This window comes from Bacteroidota bacterium (assembly GCA_016715425.1).
In the GTDB taxonomy this organism is placed as follows: domain Bacteria; phylum Bacteroidota; class Bacteroidia; order Chitinophagales; family BACL12; genus JADKAC01.
The window spans coordinates 127,147-149,013 of record JADKAC010000007.1; the positions used below are offsets into that span (position 1 = coordinate 127,147).

Below are 21,867 nucleotides of genomic sequence, written 5' to 3' on the forward strand. Positions count from 1 at the left end.
ATAAAAAAAAATATGGATGACAATGTATTATTTCATTTCATCTTTCCATTTCAATCTGTCGGCAGGATTAAATTGCCATGGTGCTGAATTGTTTTCTAAATTATTAAACATTTGCGTCCATGGTTCGGGCGAATCGCTTAACTCCATGATTGCATAGCGTCGCAATTCAATAATTATACTTAGCGGATTAATATTTACCGGACATTCTTCCACACAAGCATTGCAAGTTGTGCATGCTCTGATTTCTTCTGCCGTAATATAATCACCGTATAAAGATTTGTTGTCGGTGAAATCCATTCCGTGCTTATCTATATTTCTTCCCACTTCCTCTGCCCTATCTCTGGTATCCATCATGATTTTTCTTGGAGATAATTTTTTTCCGGTTTGATTTGCAGGACAAGCCGCAGTGCAACGTCCACATTCCGTACAACTATATGCATCCATTAAATGCTTCCATGTAAGATCAGTAATATCTTTTGCGCCAAATGTTTTTGGTGGATTAATAATTTCTGTAACTGTTGCTGAAGGATCCAACATAGTTTTTACTTCATTGGCAATTACAGGCATATTTTCAATTTCACCTTTTGGTTTAAATCGCATAAAATAACTATTGGGGAATGCAAGAAAAATATGCAGATGTTTTGAATAAGGTATGTAGTTAAGAAAAAATAAAATACCAATTATATGCAGCCACCATGCAGTGCGTTCAATTCCAATTAAAGCAGATTCAGAAAATCCATTGAACAATGTAGAAGTAAATTGAGATACAAATAATTTACCGGTAGCTGAATAATGTACAGCTCCCATACTTTGCAATTGATAATCTGCCGCATTCATCGTAAGTATTGCAGTAACCAGAATTAATTCAAATATCAAAATCAGATTGGCATCTTTAAACGGCCATCCCTTCATTTCACTTTGAGTAAATCGTTTTACTTTAATAATATTTCTTCGCCATAAAAAAATTAAAGTCGCTATGAAAGCAAGTGCAGAAAGTATTTCAATAACACTTATCATAAATGGATAAAAACCGCCGAGATAAGGTGCAAAAAAACGATGTGTACCACTTAGTCCATCCACAATTATTTCTATCACTTCAATATTTACAATTATAAAACTTGCATAAATAAAAAAGTGCAGCACTGCCGGAATTAAATTGCGGAACATTTTCTTTTGCCCTAAAGCAAACAGCAACATATTGCCAATGCGTCGGGTTTTATTATCACTTAAATCTTCATCTCTGCCTAATAAAATATTTCTGCGAATTGCGCTGTAACGCCTGAAGGCAAAAAAGCAGGTGGCTCCGAAAGCCAACAGGAAAATTATTTGTGGAAGTATATGCATAGTTGTGCAACCTGAACAGTCGCTAATTTACACTTAATTTTAAGACTGTAAACACAATTTTAATGTTATGAAAACTAGTTTCAATATTTGTACAATGTGGATGCTGCTGATTTTAGCAACAAGCCTGCATGCACAACAAACTAAAATTAGCCCTATCACCTTAGCATTAAATAAAGAATTAAAAACCCAACGCAATCCGGATGTATTATTGCCGGTTTTAATTCAGGGTGAGCCAAATGCGATTCAACAATATCTGCAATCAAAACAATTGAAAATAAAATTTGTAAGCGGAGATATTATTTCTGCTGAATTAAATACTGCAACTATAAATGAATTGCGCAACTTGTCTTTTGTATCTCTTATTGATTGCCCGAAATCCAAAATGCATTTATTAAATGATGTGATGGTAATTCAAAACAATGTGGACTCTGCTTATAATGGAACCTGGCCATTAGATCAATCGTATGATGGAACCGGTGTGGTGATAGGAATTATTGATGCACCTTTCGATTTTGATCATCCGGATTTTACAGATGCATTTGGAAATACACGAATAAAATATTTGTGGGATCAAACACTATCCAATGTATTTCCTGCACCTGATGATTATGGTTATGGAATTGAATGTGATAGTATTTCAATTGCCGATGGAACATGTCCGCATATTGATTATAACTATTGGTATAGTCACGGCAGCGGTGTTACAGGCGTTGCTGCTTCGAGTGGAAATGCGGCAAATAAATTTCATGGTGTTGCACCTAATGCAGATTTAATTTTAGTTGCGCTTGATTTTAATGATGATTATTTTTCTCGTACTGTAGATGCTATTGCATATATCTATCAAAAAGCGGCGGAACTCGGAAAGCCTTGTGTAATCAATACAAGTTTTGGAAGTTATGATGGCTCACATGATGGAAAAGATTTAACAACAAAAGCAATAAATAATTTAATTACCGAAACTCCGGGAAGGGCTTTGGTGGCTGCGGCAGGTAATGGTGGTAATGCACAAATTCATTTGGGTTATACTGTTTCTGATACCGCACATTTTACCTGGTTTAAAAAATTGAGTTATACCAATGCAATTTATTTTCAGGCATTTGCAGATACTGCGGATTTTAACAATGTATATTTTTCTATTGGTGCTGATAATCCTACAGGATGGATTTTTCGTGGCGCTTCTCCGGATTATAATGTGATGAATGATTATAATCTTCCAGATGGAAATATTGATTCAACTAATTATGATTTGTATGATGGCGTAACTTTTATTGGCAATATAAAAACCTATATCCAATCTTTAAATGGTACTTACTTTTTAGAAGTTGTAATTGTGCCTGCATACACAAATTATTACTGGAGATTTACAACACATGGCAATGGAAAATTTGATATCTATTCAACAGAAACTTACACCGGATATTCCAATTATGTTATTACAGATTTGCCTGCGGATATTATGTTGCCGGATATAATTCATTATAAATTTCCGGACTTCACTCAGAATATTGTTGGCTATTGGCAATGCAGTAATAAAGTTATTTCAGTAGGTAGTTATGTGAACAGAGATACGATGACAAATTATTATGGAGAAAATATTACGCTTCCCTATTTTGCAAATGATTTAGCTGCAACTTCAAGTTTTGGACCTACAAGAGATAATCGTATTAAGCCGGATATTACGGCAACGGGTTCTATGGTTTTGACAACGGGATCAACGGTACTTACTGATTGGTTAATAAGTTTAGGTGCTGCAAATAATATATCTCCTGACGGCATGCATTATTTACAAAATGGAACATCATTCGCTTCGCCTGTTGTAACAGGAATTGCGGCTTTATATTTCCAAAAGAATCCGAATGCAAACTGGCAAGAAGTAAAAAATGCAATTCTTAAAAATGCAAAGCAAGATGAATTCACAGGTGATGAATTACCAAATAATGCATGGGGCTATGGCAAGGCAAATGCATTCCGTACACTTACAGGTAGTTGGGGTTGCGAAGCCGAAAATTATTTAAATGCACCTGTAAATGTTGAGGTAGATAATATTACTCCCACAAGTGCTCAATTACATTGGGATTTAATTCCAAATGCATCAGGATATCAAGTTAAAATAAAGGAATATTCTACTGGGAATATGTATAAGCATAAATTGACATCTCACATTATCAATTTTAATTTTTTAACTCCCGGCAATGGATATCAATGTCAGGTGCGTGCATTTTGTGAAGAGTTTGGAGTGTCTGAATGGTCTTCAGTATTATTATTTTCAACACCAACATTAAGGTATGCAGTCGCAGATATAAAAGTGTTTCCAAATCCCGCCAATACATACTTTACGCTGGAAAACTTACCTCAGGGAAATCTTGATTTGCAAATGTATGATGCATTAGGAAAATGTGTTTTCATTACAAGTAAAATGATTGAAAATTCTGATTTTACTTTTTCAATTGAAAATATTCCTTCGGGATTTTATATACTTGTAATTCAAATCAATAATCAACAATTTCAAAAATCAATTGTAATCAACCATTAATATGAATGACAGTTATACTTTAATTTTCACGAAGGAGCAGATGCAGCAGAAAATAAAACGCATTGCATATCAGATTGCAGAAGACAATTATGATGAGGATGAAATTATTATTGCAGGTATCGGGCGCAACTCAGAAGGGTATGCTTTGGCATTTAAAATTTATGATGCTTTAGAACATATTATTCCAGGAAAAATAAAATTGAGTCATATTGATGTGAATAAAAATAATCCATCAGAAAGTCCTGCAAAAATTTCGTTGAGCAAGGAAGATGTACAGGATAAAGTAATTGTATTGGTAGATGATGTTTCTAATTCCGGAAGAACATTAATTCATGCTATAAAACCCTTTCTTGAATTAGCTCCGCATAAAATTCAGATAGCAGTGTTGGTGGAAAGAACACATAAAAAATTTCCTATTCAACCGGACTTTGTTGGCTTATCATTAAGCACAACTTTGCAGGAACATATCACAGTAATTATAAGCAAAGAAGGTGAGGAAGGTATTTATTTGAGTTGATCATTTTTCCAGCGCTTCACTAATTTCAACAGTTGTTTTTCTTTATCAGAATGAGATGTATCCACAATTGCAGGTGCCATGTTATAAAATGGTTTGCGCTCTTCAATTTTACTTTCAATATATTGCCGTAATTCATCATCAGTAAAATTTTTTAACAAAGGTCTTTTGCTTTGTTTTTCTTTTAATCTGCCAAATAAAATTTCAATAGGTGCTGTCAGATAAATACAATTTCCATTTTCCAAAATCCATTGCATATTATTATTAAAACAAGGTGTTCCTCCCCCGCAGGATATTATTGCATTTTCAAAAGATTGAGTAGATAAAAGTATTTGTGTTTCCAATGTTCTGAAATAATCTTCTCCGTTTGCAGCAAAGATTTCGGCAATAGATTTATTTTCAAGTTGCGTAATTAAATCATCCAGATCTATAAATTGCATACCCGTTTTTGCAGCAAGTATTTTACCGTTTTTAGTTTTTCCACTGCCCATAAATCCCACTAAATAAATACGCATATTTTTTATTTGGATGATTGCAATTTCACTCTTGGATCTACTACGCTATACAAGATATCGGTAAGTAAATTCACCACCACAAAAATAGTTGCAGTAAATAAAACAGCACCCATTGCCACCGGAATATCTTTTGTTTTAATTGCATTTATGGTTTCAAATCCCAAACCATTATAATTAAAAACTACTTCAATAAAAAAGGCACCTGTAAGCAAGGAAGCAAACCAACCTGTTACAGAAGTTACTACCGGAATTAAGGCATTGCGCAATCCATGTTTAAAAACAACAATGCGTTGAGCTAAACCTTTTGCATACGCAGTTCGAATATAATCTGCATGTAATACATCCAGCATACTACTTCTTGTAATTTGAGTTATCACCGCAATAGGCCGTATGCCCAAAGCAATTGCAGGTAATATTAAATTGCGAATTGATAAAAATTCTTTGCCTGAATAAGAATCAGCTACAAATAAATTTCCAGTCATTTTAAACCCTGTTATACCTGCAAGTAAATATGCAAATACTAATTGCAAAACAATAGCTGCAAAAAAAGAAGGTAATGCAATTCCCAAAACAGAACCGGCAGTACAAATTTTATCCGTTAATGAATGTGGTTTTATTGCTGCGATTACACCCAATATAATTCCTGTTACAGTTGCCAATACCATTGCAGCAACAGCAAGAATTAAAGTACTTGGAATGCGCTCCCAAAGTAAAGAAGCTACACTTCTGTTGGTTTGAAATGAACGGCCGAGATAAGGTCTTTTTAAAATGATATTGTAATTGCCGATAACAAATAATTGGATATAATGATATTTAGTATCATCAAAATAAATAGCACTTTCTGTATCTTGATTATTATGTATTGAAAGTGGCAAGAGATTATTTATGTACACACCAAATTGAGTAAGCACCGGTTTATCCAAACCCAATTCTTTTGAAATATTGCGAATAGTTTCTTCGCTTGCTGATTCACCGGCTACAGCATACGCAGGATTAAAACGCACTAATTGAAAAATAAAAAATACCAGGACAACCACACCGAATAAAACAAATAATCCACTCACTAACCGTTGTTTGATAAAATGTATCAAGATAATCTTATTGAGGTATTCTGAAATTTCCCGGCTCAGGTAAATTACTTTGTGAATATTTAGCTACTACTTCTCCGTAATTGAGAATTACCAATCCGGTATTTTCCGGTACTATTTTCATCAGCACTTCTCCATCGCAATTTAAATTTGTGTAATCCAATTTAGTTGCTTCTTTCATTTGATTTAATAATGCGAAATCACTTTGACTGACAACAAAAAACTTATTTCCATTTGCAGATAACTCTTGCATTAATGGCAATAGTTTTCCAAAAACATCTTGCGAAAGTTGTGTGAGATCATTTACGATAAACATATACACCGGCAATGAATCGCTAAAAACGTTAAGTGTTACATCATTGCCATCGGCATCCACTAAAAAGAATTCATTATAAGGCTCCATGCTGCCATCAATTTTATCGATAACGGACTCTCCCTCTGTAAATAATTCAACTTTACTATCCGTGGTAAAAGTAATTTCTCCGGGTTGTCTCTCATTAAAATATTTTGCTTTAATATACTGATAGTTTGGTAAATCACGCCATGCCCATTTATCTATTACAGTTCCATTTTTTAATAATACAATTCCGGGATTCACCCGCATAATTGTGAGTGTAACTTTATAATCACCTTTATAAAATGGAAATGCAGTTTGATTTGCATGTCGGAAAGCTTCAATATCATCTGCCGATGCTGAAACAAAACCAAATGTAAAAATCCCATCTCCTTCTGCTGCTTTTTGCAAGGTATTTATAGATTGCCATACTTCTCTATTTGTTTTGGATAAATCAGCACTTACAATCATAAACATATAGTCATCTTCATTCAGAATTTTTTCGGTTACATCATTTTCATCCAGATCAATTACCGCAAAATCAACAATCTTTGGTATAAATCCTTTTTCAATTACTTTATCTGTTCTTTCCACAAAACTCCATTTTGTGGTATCTGCATATTCGGTTAACACACTGTAATCATTTTTATCAGATCTAATTTTTACTTTCTCAATTTTACCTGATTCTTTTGATTGATAAGCATACGTCATTTGTACAATTCCTTTTTTAGAATCTGCAGGAATTTGCATTAACTCTTCAATATTATTTCCAATGGCATAAGGTCTAAAATCTTTAAATACATCATGACGAATTGCCGTAACTGCAACCCATGTGGTAAAGATTGTAGCAGCCAGAAATAATGCAAAAGCAGGAACTTTTGGAATCAGAGTCTTTATTTTTTCTCTGTTGTAAAAAATAATTAGAATGAGAAAAGTCAACACCAGATCTTTATAAAATGATTGCCATGGAGTAAGCGGAATAGCATCGCCGAAACATCCGCAGTCTGTTACTTTTCCGGTAATTGCAGAATATCCTGTTAACCAAGTAAAAAATAATATCATTAACAGCAACAGCCACGCAACTAATCTGCCTGATAAACCGAGGAGTAATGCAATACCCAACGCCACTTCCACTATACAAATCAAAGAAGCCTGAAACACAACCGTATTAATTATAAAATCTGATTTGAAGAATAAAAAAGCATTACCTGCATTAGCAAACAATTCATAATATTCTTCCAATTTAATGGCAAAACCAACCGGATCATTTGCCTTTATTAAACCTGAAAAAATAAATAAACATCCAACTAAAATTCTGCTTGTCGGGAACAATACTTTATTCATTATAACTGTCCTTTTTCTTTAAGTTTAATCAATGCGAATACACTGTAATTCACCATATCTGAATAATGGGAATCCACGCCTTCTGATATGAGTGTTTTTCCATCATTTTCTTCTATTTGTTTTATACGCAATAATTTCATCAGTATCAAATCAGTAAAACTGGTGATACGCATATCTCTCCATGCTTCACCATAATCATGATTTTTATCTTCCATCAATGTTTTAATTCGTTGCACCTGATGATTATATAATGCAATGGTTTTATTTTCTTCCATTGACATTGGATCTTTATCGGTGAGTTCCATTTGAATCAATGCAATAATTGCGTAATTAATAATACCAATAAATTCATCCACCACAGTATCATTTACTTTGCGGGTTGCATTCTGCTCAATTGTTTTAATGCGTTGAGCTTTAATAAATATTTGGTCTGTAAGTGATTCTGTCCGTAATATTCTCCAGGAAGTACCGTAGTCCTTTATTTTTTTTTGGAATATAGCACGGCAAGTTTCAATTACTTCATCGTATTGAGCACTTGTTTGACTTGATATAGGATTCATTATTTTCACAAAAAATATGCACGCCAAAACTACATATTTCCCAGCGCTTACCATGTTGCGCTCATGTGAAAGAATCATGGATTTTTCCACACCTCGCATTATGGGAATACTAAACGTAACTCCGGATTCATTTTATAGAAGTGAAAAATTTGAATCGTTGAGCGATATATTACACACAGTGGAAACAATGCTTACAGATGGTGCTGACATCATTGATGTGGGTGGAATGAGTACCCGGCCGGGAGCAAAAATTATTGATGTAGATACTGAATTAAAACGTGTAATTCCTGTGGTGGAAAAAATAAAAAAAACATTTCCGCAAACATGGCTTTCAATTGATACTGTACATGCAAAAGTGGCGGAAGAAGCAGTGCATCACGGAGCAGATATTATCAATGATATTTCTGCAGGTGCAATTGATACAACACTATTAGATACAGTTGCTGCATTGAATGTTCCTTATATTTTGATGCACATGAAGGGCCTTCCTTCAACAATGCAGGATAAACCGGTTTATGAAAATGTGGTAGAAGAGGTATTTACTTTTTTTATTGAAAAATTACAACTATTGCATTCGTTGAATACTTACGATGTAATTATTGATCCGGGATTTGGCTTTGGAAAAAACACCGAAGATAATTATGCATTGGCATCCAATATTAAACAGTTTCAGTTATTGGGTAAACCAATTTTAGCAGGCATCAGCCGCAAATCAATGATTTGTAAATTGTTAAAAGTAAATCCCGAAAAGGCGTTAAATGGTACTACTGCTTTAAATGCTTTACTGCTATTTAATAAAGTAAATATTATCAGAGTACATGATGTAAAAGAAGCAAAAGAAGTGTTGCAAATTGTTTCTGCATTTAGTAATGCAGGTGCTTCTAATTAATTACTGATTTTTATTTTCTTCCGTTTGCAAATTAGATATATCCGAAGAATCTCCGCTTGCTGCCTGCAACTCTCTTAATATTTCATCCGGGCTTTTTCCCAAAGTTTTTAAAACGATATCAATACCATATTCCTGAGCTTGTAATGGATATTTCTCTAATAATTCCTTATATGCTACTTCAGCTTTTGGATAATCATTCAGCGTAACGTCATAAATGCCACCTATAGATAATAAACTTTTTGGTGCAAGATCATCAGCGGGATATTTATCAACTACTTTTCTAAACATTTCAATAGCAGCTTGAAAATCAGGTTTGCGTGCATTTAATCTTGCTGATTCAAATAAATATGCAGCACCTAAAGAATCTTCAGGATATTTCTCTGAATAGGCTACATACTCCTTAATCAATTCATCCACTTTAGCCTTCTGTTCGGGGCTTAACACCTCTGCAACTGCCAACATACTATCCACCTGAATTTGCATATCTGAAATGTGTTGCCTTGACTTTTCTTTATTGGTACAAGCAATTAGTAGGGTTGAAAAAGCGAACACTACAATCAAATATTTTTCGAACTTCATCATTAATCGTTTATTTTAGTCGGCAAATTTAATTAACCATTATCACAATGAGAATTTATATCGTCTGTATTATTTGTTTATTCACTTTCGCATGTTCACCACGTTATGAAAAATATTTTATCAATGAGACTGATGTACTTAAATATGAATTGACAAAGGCTCAGTCTGAATGTAATCTATCTGATAATTACGGGCCGGATCAATATACTTCGATACGTTATATCAGGGTGAATTTTCATATTATACAAGACTCAAATGGCGAAGGAAATTTCAATGAAGCACAAGCCAAAAAATATATTCCCGAATTAATTGAATCGGCAAATAACAAATTAGCAAATAATGAAAAAATGAATTTACCGGTTGGGAATAATACCGCTGTGTTACAAACCCAATATCGCTATGTATTGCAGGGAAATCCGGAAACCGGTGAAGATGGCATTTATATTCATCGAGATGATTCTGCTTGTTATTTTATAAAAAATAAACCTTCGGGATTGTATTCTCAAAATGAAAAATATGTGTTTAAATATTCGGTAGGTGATGACAGTATTATAAACGTTTACTTGATTGAACATCATCCTGATAGCATACGGTTAAATCCAAATTATAATGTAACTGCCGGCGGAATTTCTTTTGGACATAATGTAAAAATGTTTGGTGGCTATTATAATAACTACACCACATTTTATGACAATGAAGGGGGCACATTTAATAAAGGAACCGGTATGTATGGCGGATTATTAAATCATGAAATCGGGCATTCATTAGGATTAAATCATACATGGAGAGGAAACGATGGCTGTGATGACACACCGCTAAATCCAGGATGTTATGGAGCTTATGATCCACCATGCGATGGAGTAAACAGCAATAACGTGATGGATTATAATACTTGCACTTGTGCGCTTACGCCTTGTCAGTTAGGTAGAGTGCATTATAATTTCTGGAAAGAAAATTCACTGCAACGACAAGTGCTAATAGAAGATTGGTGTGAATATCATTGGGATAAAAAAACTTTAATTAAACGTGATGATAATGTGGTGTTTAATCAGGGTCGTGATCTATTAGGTGATATTGAAATTCAAGAAGGAGCTACATTAACTATTCAATGTCAGGTATCACTTCCGGTAGGTGCAAAAATTATTATTAAACCTACAGGAAAATTAATTCTGGATGGTGGCATAGTTACTAATCGTTGTGGTGATGAATGGGAAGGCATTGAAATCTGGAAAAGCAAAAAACTCAATGTTGCAGGAGAAGTTATTTGGGGCAATGGAGGATATATTGAACATGCACGTAATTTCGTTTGGTTAATACAATAAAAAAAGAGAGACATCTGCCTCTCTTCATTATGATTATTTCTACAAGAATTAAAATCCTCTGCGTACAATTATACCCACTGAGAAAGGATGAATTTCTGGCCCACGACCTTCAATAAACAATGGATTAAGATCGTAACTTGCATATAAATTAAATTTCCCATAGCCAATTACTGCATTTACTTCGTGGCGAAAAGTCTGCACATTAAAATCTTCTTTATACACTTCTTTGCTGCCATCTAACTTATGTTTTGTTTTTGTTTTTACTCGTAATCCCGGACTGTATCCCACCATAAAGTGAAATGAATTATCTGTATCCCAGGGCTTTGATTCCGTACCAATATATAGTGGAACGGCAATATGCATTGTGTTGAATTTATTTTTATCATAATTAATATCTTCTTCTGTCAACATCAATGTATCATTTGGATTAGAAAGTGTAAAATCTTTTGTAAATCGGAAATGATGCCATTCCAAAGCAGTACCAAAATTAAAATTCAGGTAGCCATGAAACATGTTTACACGAGAGCGAAATAAATCCAGATTTAAATCTGTGGATCCCCAAAAATTTAAGGACTCCATATCCTGATATGGTGCAGGCACACTGATATTTTTATTGGCATCCATGAATGTATTATATCCAATTGACATTAATAGCGGTTCAGTTTGAAATACATCTACATCCCGATAATCGCTGTAAACTACTTTTCGGTTTCTGCCAAAATCAATATCTATATCGTCGCTGTTTTCTTTCTCACGAATCACAATTTTCCAATCACCGATACTTACAGAAGTAGAATCACTAAAAGAAGTATCGGGCACTATTGTAACATCGTATTCTTCAAAGTCAATGTCTTCTAATTCTTCTAAATTTTCCAGATCACGCAGGTCTCCTAATTGTTCAATATCCGGAATTTCTATAGTGTAAGATGAACCGTCATCTTCATACACTGTAATTGTTGCTGATTTTGTTTTAACAACAGTGGAGTCTTCTTGCGCAAGAGCAAAAACAGTAGTTATAGTTGCGATGCAAATTAAAATTAAATGTTTCATTTTGTTATTGATTTACTTTTCTTCGATTATAAAATTCAAGGTCAAATATTTTAATAGTTGTAGTTTTCACTTGTGGTTCTGATAATGCATTTTCTGTATTTTGATTTTTTGAAATGCCCAAGATTCCTCCAAAATCATTTGCCAAAGCAACGGCGTTATTAATGCGATCAACAATACTTGGTGGCGATTCTGTTTCAATCTGTGTTTTCTTCATCATGTTATCGAAATAATAATTATATAACGAAGCGTATTGTTCAGAAAAATCTGTTGTTTTTAATCTTGGGTAATGCGGCGTAACAGTAAGACTTTTTGATTCAGCAAATAATATTTCTTCTGTTGCCGATAATTCTAATACAGATTTTTCATTTGGCAATAATTCCTTTTTCGAATCCTTTAATTTCACTACAGAATTTTTCTCTTTTTTATTTTCGGCAAAAAATATTTCTCCATTATTTGTGGAAGATTTTATTTCCATTGTATCTGTTACTTCCACAGTTGTAGATTTATTCACATCCGGTTTTTCCATTTCGGCTGAGTAATTAATTCCTGTGGTGGAATGGTCCATCAACATAAACCGTATAGCAACAAATAACAATAATGCAGCAGCGATAGCCGAAGCATATCTGAAATACGTATTGAACCCAATTATTTTTGCTTCCTTTTTCTTCAGTGCATTTTTATCCGGATGAATCACAGACTCGTCAGCCACTAAAAATGTATTATTAAACATTTCCAGTTCTGCGTTTAATTCAGGATGTTCACTCAAGAAATTTTGAAAAATCACCTCTTGTTCAGGACTTAAATTCCCTTCCAGATGATCTACCATCCACTCCTCATAATTATGTTTATCTATTCTCATATTAAATGATATATGCTCACTAAATATTTTTTTAATGTTTGTCTTGCTCTGAAAATATACACCTTCACTTGTGCTTCCGTTAATTCCAGAATCTCTCCAATCTCCACATAGCTATAACCTTCATAATCCCGCAACAGAATAACATTTTTTTGAATCTCCGGCAGTTTTGCCAATGCGTCTTCTATTGCTTCTTTCACACCTACCTGCAAGTCGGATGTGCCGCCTTTTGCACTTTCATCCATTTCATCCACGTAACTTGTACGTTTATGCTTGCGAAAAAAGTCAATCATATTGTGATACGCTGCGGTAAACAAATAGGATTTCGCTTTTTCCGGGTTAATCGCTTCTCTATTTTTCCAAAGAACTTCAAATGCATTCTGAACCACATCCTGAGCATCCTCATCGTTCAGTACATTTTTTCGAATAAACCTGAACACTCCGTCAGCGCATAAATCCACGCATTTGTTGTATTCTGAGGTTGTCATCCGTTAATAAGGCGATTGAGTTGTTAAAAAGTTACAGATTGATAAAAAAAAATTGTCTGATTGCTAAAATCATGGTTGACTTTCATATTGTCTTGTAAATTTACGGAAACACTTGAGTGATGAATATAATATTTCCAACTGATTTCAGTGAACAAAGTGCCGATGCATTTGAGATGGCATTATATCTTGCTGAGAAGACAAATTCCGAAATTTTGTTATTACATGTGTACAGTATGCCCATGGTGACTACAAGTATAGAAGATGGTGGTTTTGATACCATGCCCGATCAGTTAATCCGATTATCTGAGGAAGCAGCTACAAACAGAATTGCGCAATTTAAAGACTCATTAATTAACCGATATAATAAAGGGTATGGCAATCGCATTCCGGTAACTGAAGTATTGCGAATGGGTTTTGTTGCCGATGAGATTGTGGCACTTGCCGAAAAGGAAGATGTATTTTGCATAGTAATACCTGTGGTGCATACAACAGGAATGGATCGTTTATTATTTGGAGGCATTGTTTCATCTGTGCTTAAAAAAAGTAATAGTCCTGTATTTACAGTGCCAAAAGATTTTTCATTCCGACAAATTCAACGTTTAGCATATGCTACCGATCTAACGTTTGCAGATAATGAAGTTATTGACAAATTATTATTTCTTGCAGATATTTTTGAAGCGGAATTAAAATGTTTTCATGTGCATGATAGTAATCTTGAGATTGAAAATTCAATAATTCAAGATTTTATTACTCAATACAGCAATGAAGTTGAAAGAAAACGCATTAGTTTTCAACTAATAGAAAATTTAAATGTTCTAGATGGTATGGATTATTTTGTAAAAGAAAATAGAATTGACCTATTAGGTATGTTGCGACAAAAATCCTATATGAACAGTTTATTCAATATTAGCTATACAAAAAAAATGAGTTCACACAGCGAGATTCCATTAATAATTTATCACGAATAAAATATTTGTTGAAATTAAAATGAAAGTATAATTTGTTTATGCATTCCAAACTTTCTATTCTAATTTCGACGTTTCAATAAAAGTATGTCTGTTTCAAAAATTAAAGTTGCCATTCTGGATTTGTATGATAATTATCCCAACGAAGGGATGCGCAACCTAAAAGAATTGGTAGGCAATAAGGATTTAGATTTTGATTGGAAAGTATTTGATGTGCGTGCCAAGACAGAAATTCCCGATATGACCTACGATATATTTGTTTCTTCCGGTGGCCCGGGTAGTCCCTACGATGGCGAAGGCAAAGAATGGGAAACAAAATATTTTTCTTTGATGGATAAAATATGGGCGCATAATGCAAATGGAAATATCAAAAAGAAATACATATTCGCTATCTGTCATTCCTTTCAATTATTATCACGATATCTGCAACTAGGAAATGTGTGTGAAAGAAAATCCACTGCATTTGGTGTGTTTAATTTGGAGCGTACGGAAAATGGTAAACAGGATAAATATTTTCGTTTTCTTTCTGATCCATTTTATGCTGTGGATTCCCGTGACTGGCAATTGATAGAACCCAACACGAAATTGTTTTTAAATACAGGTGCAGAAATTCTTGCTATTGATAAACGTCGAGATCATGTGGATTTAGAAAGAGCAGTGATGGCGGTAAAAATGAATCCCTATGTGTATATGACTCAATTTCATCCGGAGGCAGATGCCGATGGTATGTTGCGTTATTTTAATATCAAAGAAAAAAAAGAACATGTAGTAAAAAATCACGGCGAGTGGAAGTTAGAAGAAATGATTCGCTGTCTGAGTGATCCATATAAATTACCCCTTACCCGGGAGACTTTGATACCCGGATTTTTACGTGATGCACATGATGAACTTCTATTAACTGAATGAGATGATACCTGAAATTCGCAAAGCATATAATCAAGCTTTCACAGAGGAAAAATATATTTCTATGTTTGAAAGCTTATGGAAGAAATTTAATAAACGCATAGAATTTAAAGTATGCGAAACACCTGCATTTATTCCGGAATTTTTAAAGCAGGATTTAATTGCAGCCGGAGAAGAAATAATTGATGTTATAGTACAAGATAATTTTAAAAAACGTACTGATCGTTCAATACCAAAAAACCTGAATGTTCCGGGTGAAGATGATCATGCTGTTTATCTCGCTTTAGATTTTGGAATTTGCACGGATGAGGATGGAAAAATAATTCCGAAATTAATTGAAATGCAGGGTTTCCCATCCTTGTATGCACATCAACATGCAATGGCTAATGCGTATAAAAAATATATGGAAGTGCCTGTGGAGATGACGCATTTATTCAATGGGCATGATGATGCATCTTATAGAGAAATTTTTAAACAATCCGTACTCGGCAATCATAAACCTGAGAATGTAATTCTGTTGGATGTGAAACCTAACGAACAAAAAACATGGGTGGATTTTTCAGATACAAAAGAAATTACGGGTATTGAAGCTATTTGTATTACAGAAATAAAAAAAGAAGGTAAAGATTTATATTATTTAAAAAATGGAAAGCGTACTCCTATATATAGAATTTATAATCGTTTGATATTTGATGAGTTGTTGTTGCGTACAGATTTGAAATATGAATGGAATCTAACCGATGAAGCAAATGTAGAATGGTGCAGTCATCCGAATTGGTTTTTTCGAATCAGTAAATTTTCTTTACCGTTAATTCAAAGTAAATACGTACCAAAAACTTATTATCTGCATACATTAAAATCTATACCTGAAGATTTGGAAAATTATGTTTTGAAACCGTTGTACAGTTTTGCCGGAAGTGGTGTAAAGTTTCATGTAACCAAAGAAGATATTGAAAATGTACAATCACCTGAAAATTTTATTCTGCAGGAAAAAGTAAATTATGCTCCTGTAATTAAAACTCCGGATGATCCGGCAAAATTTGAAGTGCGCTTAATGTATATCTGGAAGCCGGAAGCAAAAAGACCTGAGTTGGTTATTAATCTTGTGCGATTAAGTAAAGGCGAAATGATTGGAGTAAACTTCAATAAAAATCGTGAATGGGTTGGCGGTTCGGTAGGTTTCTTTTATTGATTTTCATTTAGAAAAGGATATACTTTACTCATTGGGAAACCAACGACATTATAGTAATCTCCTTCTATCCTTAAAATCTTATTTAAACCAATCCATTCTTGAATTGCATACGCTCCTGCTTTATCAAATGGTTTGAATGCAGTTATATAATTTTCAATTTCCAAGTCTGTCATAGTATCAAAATACACATTCGTTTCTGATTCCATACAAGTTTCAATTCCATTTTTACAAATACAAACAGCAGTTATTACTTTATGCATTTTACCCGAAAGTTTGCGAAGAATGTGTTTAGCATCCTCAACATTTATTGGTTTACCAATTATTTCATCTCCTAATAAAACAACTGTATCCGCAGTAATAATTATGTTATCTTTTGTTGCAACTGATTGGCGGGCGGCATCCATTTTTTTTGAAGCAATAAATGCAGGTACTTGTTTAGAATTTAGATTTGGAGGAAAGGATTCATCCACATCAATTGCTAATATTTCAAAATCAAAACCAGCATCTTTTAAAATGGAACGACGTCGTGGCGACGCAGAAGATAAGATTATTTTCATAAACCGGAATAATATCCAAAATAATATAAAGGCATAAATAAAATACCGAGTATCATGGTGAGTTTTATCCAAACACTAAGTCTATGAAAAGCTTTTTTTGTGAAGGAGCCAAAAAGAAATCCAATCAGCCCCAGTAAGTTTATAATCAGCAGAATTCCATAAATCAAAAACCAGTTGTGCAATCCTGCAATATCTCTGATCCATAATAAATAAGTAGTAAATAAAATGAGAGAGAATAAAATAGAAGCAGCAATAATTTTTACAGTTTGCTGCCCCCATGCTAAAGCCGTGGTGCGCATATCTGCTTTACCATCTCCTTCCATATCTTCCAGATCTTTAATCAACTCTCGGGCAACATTTATAAGGAATGCAAATAATGCATATCCTAAAATAATATTCCAACAAATTCTTGCTGCATAATAATCTCCTTCACGCACTAATTTATAAATAGCAGGTTCGAATGCACCTACTAATAAAATGCTGATTGCAATTAATAATGCAACCACCACATTCCCCAACAATGGCATGCGTTTATACGAAGCAGAATAAAAATATAATAGCAAAGCTGCAATTCCATGAATAGTAACAAGGCGAATATTACCCACTTTAATTGCAAGAAATAAACCGAGTAACACTCCGACTCCGGTAAGCAACCAATAACCACGCAATGCTTGAATTGTACTTATACTTTTTCCAATAAAATGCCGGTGTGGTTTATTTATAGCATCAGATTCCACATCGTAATAATCATTAATGATATAGCCGCCTGCACAAATTAGAAGTGTAGAAAGTACTAACAGAAAAAATTGAAAAGAATTAAGTGTGAAATACAATCCATACTTATCAAATACCGGTAACAAAATAAATTGATTGATAAAGTACATGGTAACGCCGAGTATCAGCAGATTTGCCGGGCGCATCATTTGTATCCAATTTATTATTTTTTGCATTATCTGGTATTATCACGCCATTCATAAACCCATGCACTCTGAATCATTTCTAAATGACCTTCATTGCAATCTTCTCTTTTCCCCGAAAAGCCTTCAATCTCCAAAACCCATTCAATTAATTCAGTAAATCGGATGCGATAAATTTTTGATTCATCAAATTCTTCACCGAATTTCTCATATAATTTCAAGGCTATATCTTCATGATCTGCCCAATAAATTGGTGGTTCGTCAAACTTCATATTTCATTTTTATGATGCAATGATAGTGGATTGATCCGGAATTAAAACTTCTATTTCGCAATCGTCGTCCAATAAATCACATTGACAACTTAATCGTGAATTTAATCTTGGATCTCGTGCTCTATCCACAAAATCTTCTTCTTTATCTGTCATCTCTTCAAGACTATCCATACCCTTTTCAATATATACATGACATGTACTACATGCGCACACGCCACCGCAATTATGATTTAATTTAATATCATTGAGTAATGCTACTTCTAAAATTGTATTACCTTTTTTTGCTTCAATCCGCTTCGGTTCGCTGCCGTCTTCAAAAGAAAATGTAACTGTAATATTTCCCATAACTGTAATTGCAAATTTAATTATCCAAAAATTTATTTTGTATGCTATTACTTAGAACGTCATACAATTTCATAAGTTCAGGATTTGATTTTAATAATGCATGATGTTTTTGCATTGTATTTACATCACCTCTTCGGGCAGGACCTGTTTGCATTTCAGCAGGTGAACCAATTCTTAATTTTTCAATTGTTTCCTGCATTAATGAAAAAAGAATATTTTTTTCTAATCCTGCTTCTTCAATGATACGGAAAGCTTCTCCATATAAAAAATTAGTGAAATTATTTACGATTACTGCGGCAAGATGTAATTTACTTTTTTGCGCATCGCTTATCGTACAAACCGAATTAGAAATTTTATTTGCTATCTCTATCAACATTAATTCTACTTGCTTATCTTGTGCAACTATACATACCGGAATTACATTATAATTTGTATGGACTTCTTTTGAAAATGATTGCAATGGATAATACACACCAAATTGATTTTTTTCAAAATGCAATACCTTGCTTTCCACGGCTCCTGATACATGCACTGATACAATTTCTTCTACATTAAATGTGGATGCCACCTCACGAATTGCATCATCTGCTACTGCAAAAAATACAATCGAATTATTTGATTCAGAGTTTTCTGTTTTTAATTGTTTCGCTGTTGCATTACATATATTTGCTAATGCGGAAGCCTTTTTAAATTCAAGACCATAAATGTGTTGAATTTGTAATCCTGCATTGCAAAACATTTGCACCAAATGCCAGGCAATATTTCCTGTTCCAACTATAGAGATTTGAGTGCTACTCATGATTTAAAGGTAAGCAATCAGGTAGTCTTCATTTCCGTTCGGCGACGAAGCATACTAATAAAAAATCCGATTGCCATAATAGTCATTCCTAACCACACTAAATTGATCATCGGAAAAACAATGGCTTTCATAATTATCCAGTTGTTCTGCACATTTTTTTCTATAGTAGTAATTTTAAATGTGTGATCATCTGTATTTATATAATCGAAAGTAAGTTGCACATCTGCATGTTGCATTGCAACCGGTTCACTCAATATTTGATTATCTGCAACTGTAAATTTCGGCTCCACTGTTTCTGTGGAGTCGCCTGTGTGGCCAACAAATAATGCACCTGCAGAAATACTGTTATCATCAGTATATCTGCGAATATCATTCAAAACCAAATAACCTTTAGAAAAAAATATGGTATCACCGATAGCAACTGTGTGTTCTTCTGTTATTGGTTGATTGCTTCTTGCATCTTGTGATGGTATCGAAGAAATATGAGTAAACACATCATGTGTCAAATAATGTTTTGTATCCGGATTTGGTGTAAGCTGTTTTGATTTTTTATCCATGAGTAAATACGGATATAAATCAAAAGTGTAATCAACCGCACCGGTTTTATTATTAATTTTCTCGTATCGTACTTTATAAAACGTTTCCCTGTTATCCGAAGAATCACTTAAATAAGTTACAATATATTCTCCCATTGTTACGGGTACATTTTGATAAAGTAAAATATTATCCCGTTTAAATTTTTGATCAAACTCTTCTCCGTAATTTATTCCCTGCGTATTAATAGATAATACTTGTTGATTTGCATTTGAAATTAATATTCCCAATAATAAAATTCCAAAACCAATATGTGCAACAGAACCTCCGGCTATTTTTATTTTACCTTTTAGTACAGCAATTAAATAATGTGCATTTGCCAGAATAGCAAAACTGCCGGCAAATAATAATAAGGTATAAGGATAAATTGTATAAAGCGAAATTGCTTTGCCAAAAATATTTAATGTTGCTTTTGTGAACACAGGGTAGTCAAGTGCATTTGCAGAAATCAACATCAAAACAATTGCAAGCGCTATCGAAATAATAATCACTTTAAAAAATTTCTTTATATCCGTTTTTCGATACTTGAGAAATTGTGCAAATCCAGTAAAAATTGCGATAATAACTGCAACCCAAATTTGCACTGCAGTGTAATAATGAATTGGATCAGCAGGTGGAGCAAAATCAGTGCGCAGACCTGTTCCAAACCAATCATTCATATGCAGGAATATTTGATTATACACCGGAATACCTGTAAAGAAGATGATATGCAATCCTGAAAAAAGAAAAACCAATGAACCAATAAACATCCAGAACTCACGTGATGAAACTTCTTCTTCTTTTTTATTTGTAGGAATATGTTTCCAATTGCGGGCAATCATAATAATTCCGAGGCCTGTAAAAAATGTTAAGTATATCAACAAATGATTTTCCAAACCACTCACAACAAAAGAGTGAACACTGGAGTCTCCTAAAATTCCACTGCGGGTTAAAAAGGATGCATACAACACAAAAAAGAATGCGAGGAATAACATGATAAATGTTGTGCGTAATGCATGACCTGTTGCTTTTACAATTAATAATAAATGAATGCCAGCAACAGTAATTAACCATGGAATCAGTGAAGCATTTTCTACCGGATCCCAAGCCCAAAAGCCACCAAAGCTAAGTGCCTCATACGCCCATGCACCGCCCATTAAAACGCCGGTGCCTAATATCATTCCAGAAAACAAACTATAAGGCAATGCTGGCTTTATCCATTCAGAATATTTTTTTGTCCATAAGCCTGCAAATGCAAATGCAAAAGGAATGGTAACAGAAGCAAAACCAAGAAATAAAACAGGTGGATGAATTACCATCCAATAATTTTGTAATAATGCATTTAAACCAGTACCATCTTTAATAAAATCCATGTAATTCTCGAACATAAAAACTGGATCTTGCGTCAATGCATCTTTCATTAATAAAAATGGAGATAATCCAATTTTTATTTCACCAATATAAATTCCCAATAAAAAAGAAACTAAGAAAACTTGTTGTATGCTTATAAAAGTTAATACCGGTGCTTCCCATTTTTTAGATGTGAATATCAGGAAGGTGCCTAACATCATCATCCAAAAAGTCCAGAGTAAAAAACTGCCTTCCTGCCCTTCCCAAAAACAAGAAAGAATATATTTAATGGGTAAATCAAGAGAGGAATGAGACCACACATAATAATATTCAAAACGATGATTGAATATCATTAAGAATAGAGTAACTACAGTGGCAAGAATGGAAAGTGCGTGTGTAAAAAATGCATATCGAGCAAGCTTTTTCCATTTAACCTTTTCAATTTCATCGGTTTTTTTTACCGCAAAAAAATAGGATATAGAAGCGATGATTGCGGCAACAAATGCAAGTATTATAAAGAAATGACCTGCTTGACCATAGAATGGATTTATGGCAACGGTAGATAAGTTTTCATTCAT

The 21,867-nt window shown here is 33.7% G+C and carries 22 protein-coding genes; 7 read left to right on the top strand and 15 right to left on the bottom strand.

The window, feature by feature from the left end:
• Positions 1 to 27: 27 nt before the first annotated feature.
• Positions 28 to 1,344: a (Fe-S)-binding protein gene (locus tag IPN31_12795; GenBank protein ID MBK8682750.1), complete on the bottom strand. Its 1,317-nt coding sequence runs from the start codon at positions 1,342 to 1,344 to the stop codon at positions 28 to 30.
• A 67-nt stretch (positions 1,345 to 1,411) separates the two neighbouring features.
• On the opposite strand from IPN31_12795, the gene IPN31_12800 reads away from it, so the two are divergent.
• Positions 1,412 to 3,877: a S8 family serine peptidase gene (locus IPN31_12800; protein ID MBK8682751.1), complete on the top strand. Its 2,466-nt coding sequence runs from the start codon at positions 1,412 to 1,414 to the stop codon at positions 3,875 to 3,877.
• Between the two features lies 1 nt (position 3,878).
• Positions 3,879 to 4,394: a phosphoribosyltransferase gene (locus IPN31_12805; GenBank protein ID MBK8682752.1), complete on the top strand. Its 516-nt coding sequence runs from the start codon at positions 3,879 to 3,881 to the stop codon at positions 4,392 to 4,394.
• On the opposite strand, the gene IPN31_12810 is transcribed toward IPN31_12805, so the two are convergent.
• From IPN31_12810 to IPN31_12825, 4 genes are read right to left on the bottom strand one after another with little or no spacing between them, the layout of a single operon-like run.
• Positions 4,382 to 4,906, bottom strand: coding sequence for a shikimate kinase (locus IPN31_12810; protein ID MBK8682753.1), 525 nt, complete (start codon positions 4,904 to 4,906; stop codon positions 4,382 to 4,384). The two genes, IPN31_12805 and IPN31_12810, sit on opposite strands and share 13 nt — an antisense overlap.
• A 5-nt stretch (positions 4,907 to 4,911) precedes the next feature.
• Complete coding sequence (locus IPN31_12815) at positions 4,912 to 5,997, bottom strand: ABC transporter permease (protein ID MBK8682754.1); 1,086 nt, start codon at positions 5,995 to 5,997, stop codon at positions 4,912 to 4,914.
• A gap of 7 nt (positions 5,998 to 6,004) precedes the next feature.
• Positions 6,005 to 7,672, bottom strand: a complete 1,668-nt coding sequence (locus tag IPN31_12820; protein MBK8682755.1) for a DoxX family membrane protein — start codon at positions 7,670 to 7,672, stop codon at positions 6,005 to 6,007.
• Positions 7,672 to 8,232 (bottom strand): DUF1599 domain-containing protein, encoded by a 561-nt coding sequence (locus IPN31_12825; GenBank protein ID MBK8682756.1) that lies wholly within the window; start codon positions 8,230 to 8,232, stop codon positions 7,672 to 7,674. The genes IPN31_12820 and IPN31_12825 overlap by 1 nt, the downstream gene beginning before the upstream one ends.
• A 52-nt stretch (positions 8,233 to 8,284) precedes the next feature.
• Here IPN31_12825 and folP point away from each other — a divergent pair, with 52 nt between their 5' ends.
• Positions 8,285 to 9,121, top strand: coding sequence for a dihydropteroate synthase (gene folP / locus IPN31_12830; GenBank protein ID MBK8682757.1), 837 nt, complete (start codon positions 8,285 to 8,287; stop codon positions 9,119 to 9,121).
• On the opposite strand, the gene IPN31_12835 is transcribed toward folP, so the two are convergent.
• Positions 9,122 to 9,703, bottom strand: a complete 582-nt coding sequence (locus IPN31_12835; GenBank protein MBK8682758.1) for a tetratricopeptide repeat protein — start codon at positions 9,701 to 9,703, stop codon at positions 9,122 to 9,124.
• Between the two features lie 44 nt (positions 9,704 to 9,747).
• Between IPN31_12835 and IPN31_12840 the strand changes: the two genes are divergently transcribed.
• Entirely contained in the window at positions 9,748 to 11,022 is a 1,275-nt protein-coding gene (locus IPN31_12840) for a hypothetical protein (GenBank protein MBK8682759.1), read from the top strand.
• A 48-nt stretch (positions 11,023 to 11,070) separates the two neighbouring features.
• On the opposite strand, the gene IPN31_12845 is transcribed toward IPN31_12840, so the two are convergent.
• Genes IPN31_12845 through IPN31_12855 form a run of 3 tightly spaced genes read right to left on the bottom strand, consistent with a single transcriptional unit; the run spans position 11,071 to position 13,416 of the window.
• Positions 11,071 to 12,072, bottom strand: coding sequence for a hypothetical protein (locus IPN31_12845; GenBank protein MBK8682760.1), 1,002 nt, complete (start codon positions 12,070 to 12,072; stop codon positions 11,071 to 11,073).
• A 4-nt stretch (positions 12,073 to 12,076) separates the two neighbouring features.
• A complete protein-coding gene (locus IPN31_12850) occupies positions 12,077 to 12,931 on the bottom strand; it encodes a hypothetical protein (protein MBK8682761.1) in 855 nt (284 codons plus the stop codon).
• Positions 12,928 to 13,416, bottom strand: a complete 489-nt coding sequence (locus IPN31_12855) for an RNA polymerase sigma factor (protein ID MBK8682762.1) — start codon at positions 13,414 to 13,416, stop codon at positions 12,928 to 12,930. The genes IPN31_12850 and IPN31_12855 overlap by 4 nt, the downstream gene beginning before the upstream one ends.
• A gap of 119 nt (positions 13,417 to 13,535) precedes the next feature.
• On the opposite strand from IPN31_12855, the gene IPN31_12860 reads away from it, so the two are divergent.
• From IPN31_12860 to IPN31_12870, 3 genes are all read left to right on the top strand, one after another.
• Positions 13,536 to 14,384 carry a universal stress protein gene (locus IPN31_12860; GenBank protein ID MBK8682763.1) on the top strand — a complete coding sequence of 283 codons (849 nt, stop codon included), beginning with the start codon at positions 13,536 to 13,538 and terminating at the stop codon, positions 14,382 to 14,384.
• An 84-nt stretch (positions 14,385 to 14,468) separates the two neighbouring features.
• Positions 14,469 to 15,287 (top strand): GMP synthase, encoded by an 819-nt coding sequence (locus tag IPN31_12865; GenBank protein MBK8682764.1) that lies wholly within the window; start codon positions 14,469 to 14,471, stop codon positions 15,285 to 15,287.
• Between the two features lies 1 nt (position 15,288).
• Entirely contained in the window at positions 15,289 to 16,476 is a 1,188-nt protein-coding gene (locus IPN31_12870; GenBank protein ID MBK8682765.1) for a hypothetical protein, read from the top strand.
• On the opposite strand, the gene maf is transcribed toward IPN31_12870, so the two are convergent.
• Genes maf through ccsA form a run of 6 tightly spaced genes read right to left on the bottom strand, consistent with a single transcriptional unit; the run spans position 16,470 to position 21,867 of the window.
• Positions 16,470 to 17,033: a septum formation protein Maf gene (gene maf / locus IPN31_12875; protein MBK8682766.1), complete on the bottom strand. Its 564-nt coding sequence runs from the start codon at positions 17,031 to 17,033 to the stop codon at positions 16,470 to 16,472. The two genes, IPN31_12870 and maf, sit on opposite strands and share 7 nt — an antisense overlap.
• Positions 17,030 to 17,983 (bottom strand): geranylgeranylglycerol-phosphate geranylgeranyltransferase, encoded by a 954-nt coding sequence (locus IPN31_12880; GenBank protein ID MBK8682767.1) that lies wholly within the window; start codon positions 17,981 to 17,983, stop codon positions 17,030 to 17,032. The genes maf and IPN31_12880 overlap by 4 nt, the downstream gene beginning before the upstream one ends.
• On the bottom strand, positions 17,983 to 18,222 hold the full coding sequence (iscX, locus tag IPN31_12885) for a Fe-S cluster assembly protein IscX (protein ID MBK8682768.1): 240 nt from the start codon (positions 18,220 to 18,222) through the stop codon (positions 17,983 to 17,985). The genes IPN31_12880 and iscX overlap by 1 nt, the downstream gene beginning before the upstream one ends.
• 9 nt (positions 18,223 to 18,231) lie before the next feature.
• The gene (locus IPN31_12890; protein MBK8682769.1) at positions 18,232 to 18,567 is read right to left on the bottom strand and encodes a 2Fe-2S iron-sulfur cluster binding domain-containing protein; all 336 of its coding nucleotides are present in this window, start codon (positions 18,565 to 18,567) and stop codon (positions 18,232 to 18,234) included.
• 16 nt (positions 18,568 to 18,583) lie between these two features.
• On the bottom strand, positions 18,584 to 19,366 hold the full coding sequence (locus IPN31_12895) for a DUF2520 domain-containing protein (GenBank protein ID MBK8682770.1): 783 nt from the start codon (positions 19,364 to 19,366) through the stop codon (positions 18,584 to 18,586).
• Between the two features lie 17 nt (positions 19,367 to 19,383).
• Positions 19,384 to 21,867 carry a cytochrome c biogenesis protein CcsA gene (gene ccsA / locus IPN31_12900; GenBank protein ID MBK8682771.1) on the bottom strand — a complete coding sequence of 828 codons (2,484 nt, stop codon included), beginning with the start codon at positions 21,865 to 21,867 and terminating at the stop codon, positions 19,384 to 19,386.

Excerpts from the sequence above, each read along its gene's own strand:
- IPN31_12795 (MBK8682750.1), bottom strand. The coding sequence starts at position 1,344 with ATGCATATACTTCCACAAATAATTTTCCTGTTGGCTTTCGGAGCCACC.
- IPN31_12800 (MBK8682751.1), top strand. The coding sequence starts at position 1,412 with ATGAAAACTAGTTTCAATATTTGTACAATGTGGATGCTGCTGATTTTA.
- IPN31_12805 (MBK8682752.1), top strand. The coding sequence starts at position 3,879 with ATGAATGACAGTTATACTTTAATTTTCACGAAGGAGCAGATGCAGCAG.
- IPN31_12810 (MBK8682753.1), bottom strand. The coding sequence starts at position 4,906 with ATGCGTATTTATTTAGTGGGATTTATGGGCAGTGGAAAAACTAAAAAC.
- IPN31_12820 (MBK8682755.1), bottom strand. The coding sequence starts at position 7,672 with ATGAATAAAGTATTGTTCCCGACAAGCAGAATTTTAGTTGGATGTTTA.
- IPN31_12825 (MBK8682756.1), bottom strand. The coding sequence starts at position 8,232 with ATGAATCCTATATCAAGTCAAACAAGTGCTCAATACGATGAAGTAATT.
- folP (MBK8682757.1), top strand. The coding sequence starts at position 8,285 with ATGTTGCGCTCATGTGAAAGAATCATGGATTTTTCCACACCTCGCATT.
- IPN31_12835 (MBK8682758.1), bottom strand. The coding sequence starts at position 9,703 with ATGATGAAGTTCGAAAAATATTTGATTGTAGTGTTCGCTTTTTCAACC.
- IPN31_12840 (MBK8682759.1), top strand. The coding sequence starts at position 9,748 with ATGAGAATTTATATCGTCTGTATTATTTGTTTATTCACTTTCGCATGT.
- IPN31_12845 (MBK8682760.1), bottom strand. The coding sequence starts at position 12,072 with ATGAAACATTTAATTTTAATTTGCATCGCAACTATAACTACTGTTTTT.
- IPN31_12850 (MBK8682761.1), bottom strand. The coding sequence starts at position 12,931 with ATGAGAATAGATAAACATAATTATGAGGAGTGGATGGTAGATCATCTG.
- IPN31_12855 (MBK8682762.1), bottom strand. The coding sequence starts at position 13,416 with ATGACAACCTCAGAATACAACAAATGCGTGGATTTATGCGCTGACGGA.
- IPN31_12860 (MBK8682763.1), top strand. The coding sequence starts at position 13,536 with ATGAATATAATATTTCCAACTGATTTCAGTGAACAAAGTGCCGATGCA.
- IPN31_12865 (MBK8682764.1), top strand. The coding sequence starts at position 14,469 with ATGTCTGTTTCAAAAATTAAAGTTGCCATTCTGGATTTGTATGATAAT.
- IPN31_12870 (MBK8682765.1), top strand. The coding sequence starts at position 15,289 with ATGATACCTGAAATTCGCAAAGCATATAATCAAGCTTTCACAGAGGAA.
- maf (MBK8682766.1), bottom strand. The coding sequence starts at position 17,033 with ATGAAAATAATCTTATCTTCTGCGTCGCCACGACGTCGTTCCATTTTA.
- IPN31_12880 (MBK8682767.1), bottom strand. The coding sequence starts at position 17,983 with ATGCAAAAAATAATAAATTGGATACAAATGATGCGCCCGGCAAATCTG.
- iscX (MBK8682768.1), bottom strand. The coding sequence starts at position 18,222 with ATGAAGTTTGACGAACCACCAATTTATTGGGCAGATCATGAAGATATA.
- IPN31_12890 (MBK8682769.1), bottom strand. The coding sequence starts at position 18,567 with ATGGGAAATATTACAGTTACATTTTCTTTTGAAGACGGCAGCGAACCG.
- IPN31_12895 (MBK8682770.1), bottom strand. The coding sequence starts at position 19,366 with ATGAGTAGCACTCAAATCTCTATAGTTGGAACAGGAAATATTGCCTGG.
- ccsA (MBK8682771.1), bottom strand. The coding sequence starts at position 21,867 with ATGAATGAAAACTTATCTACCGTTGCCATAAATCCATTCTATGGTCAA.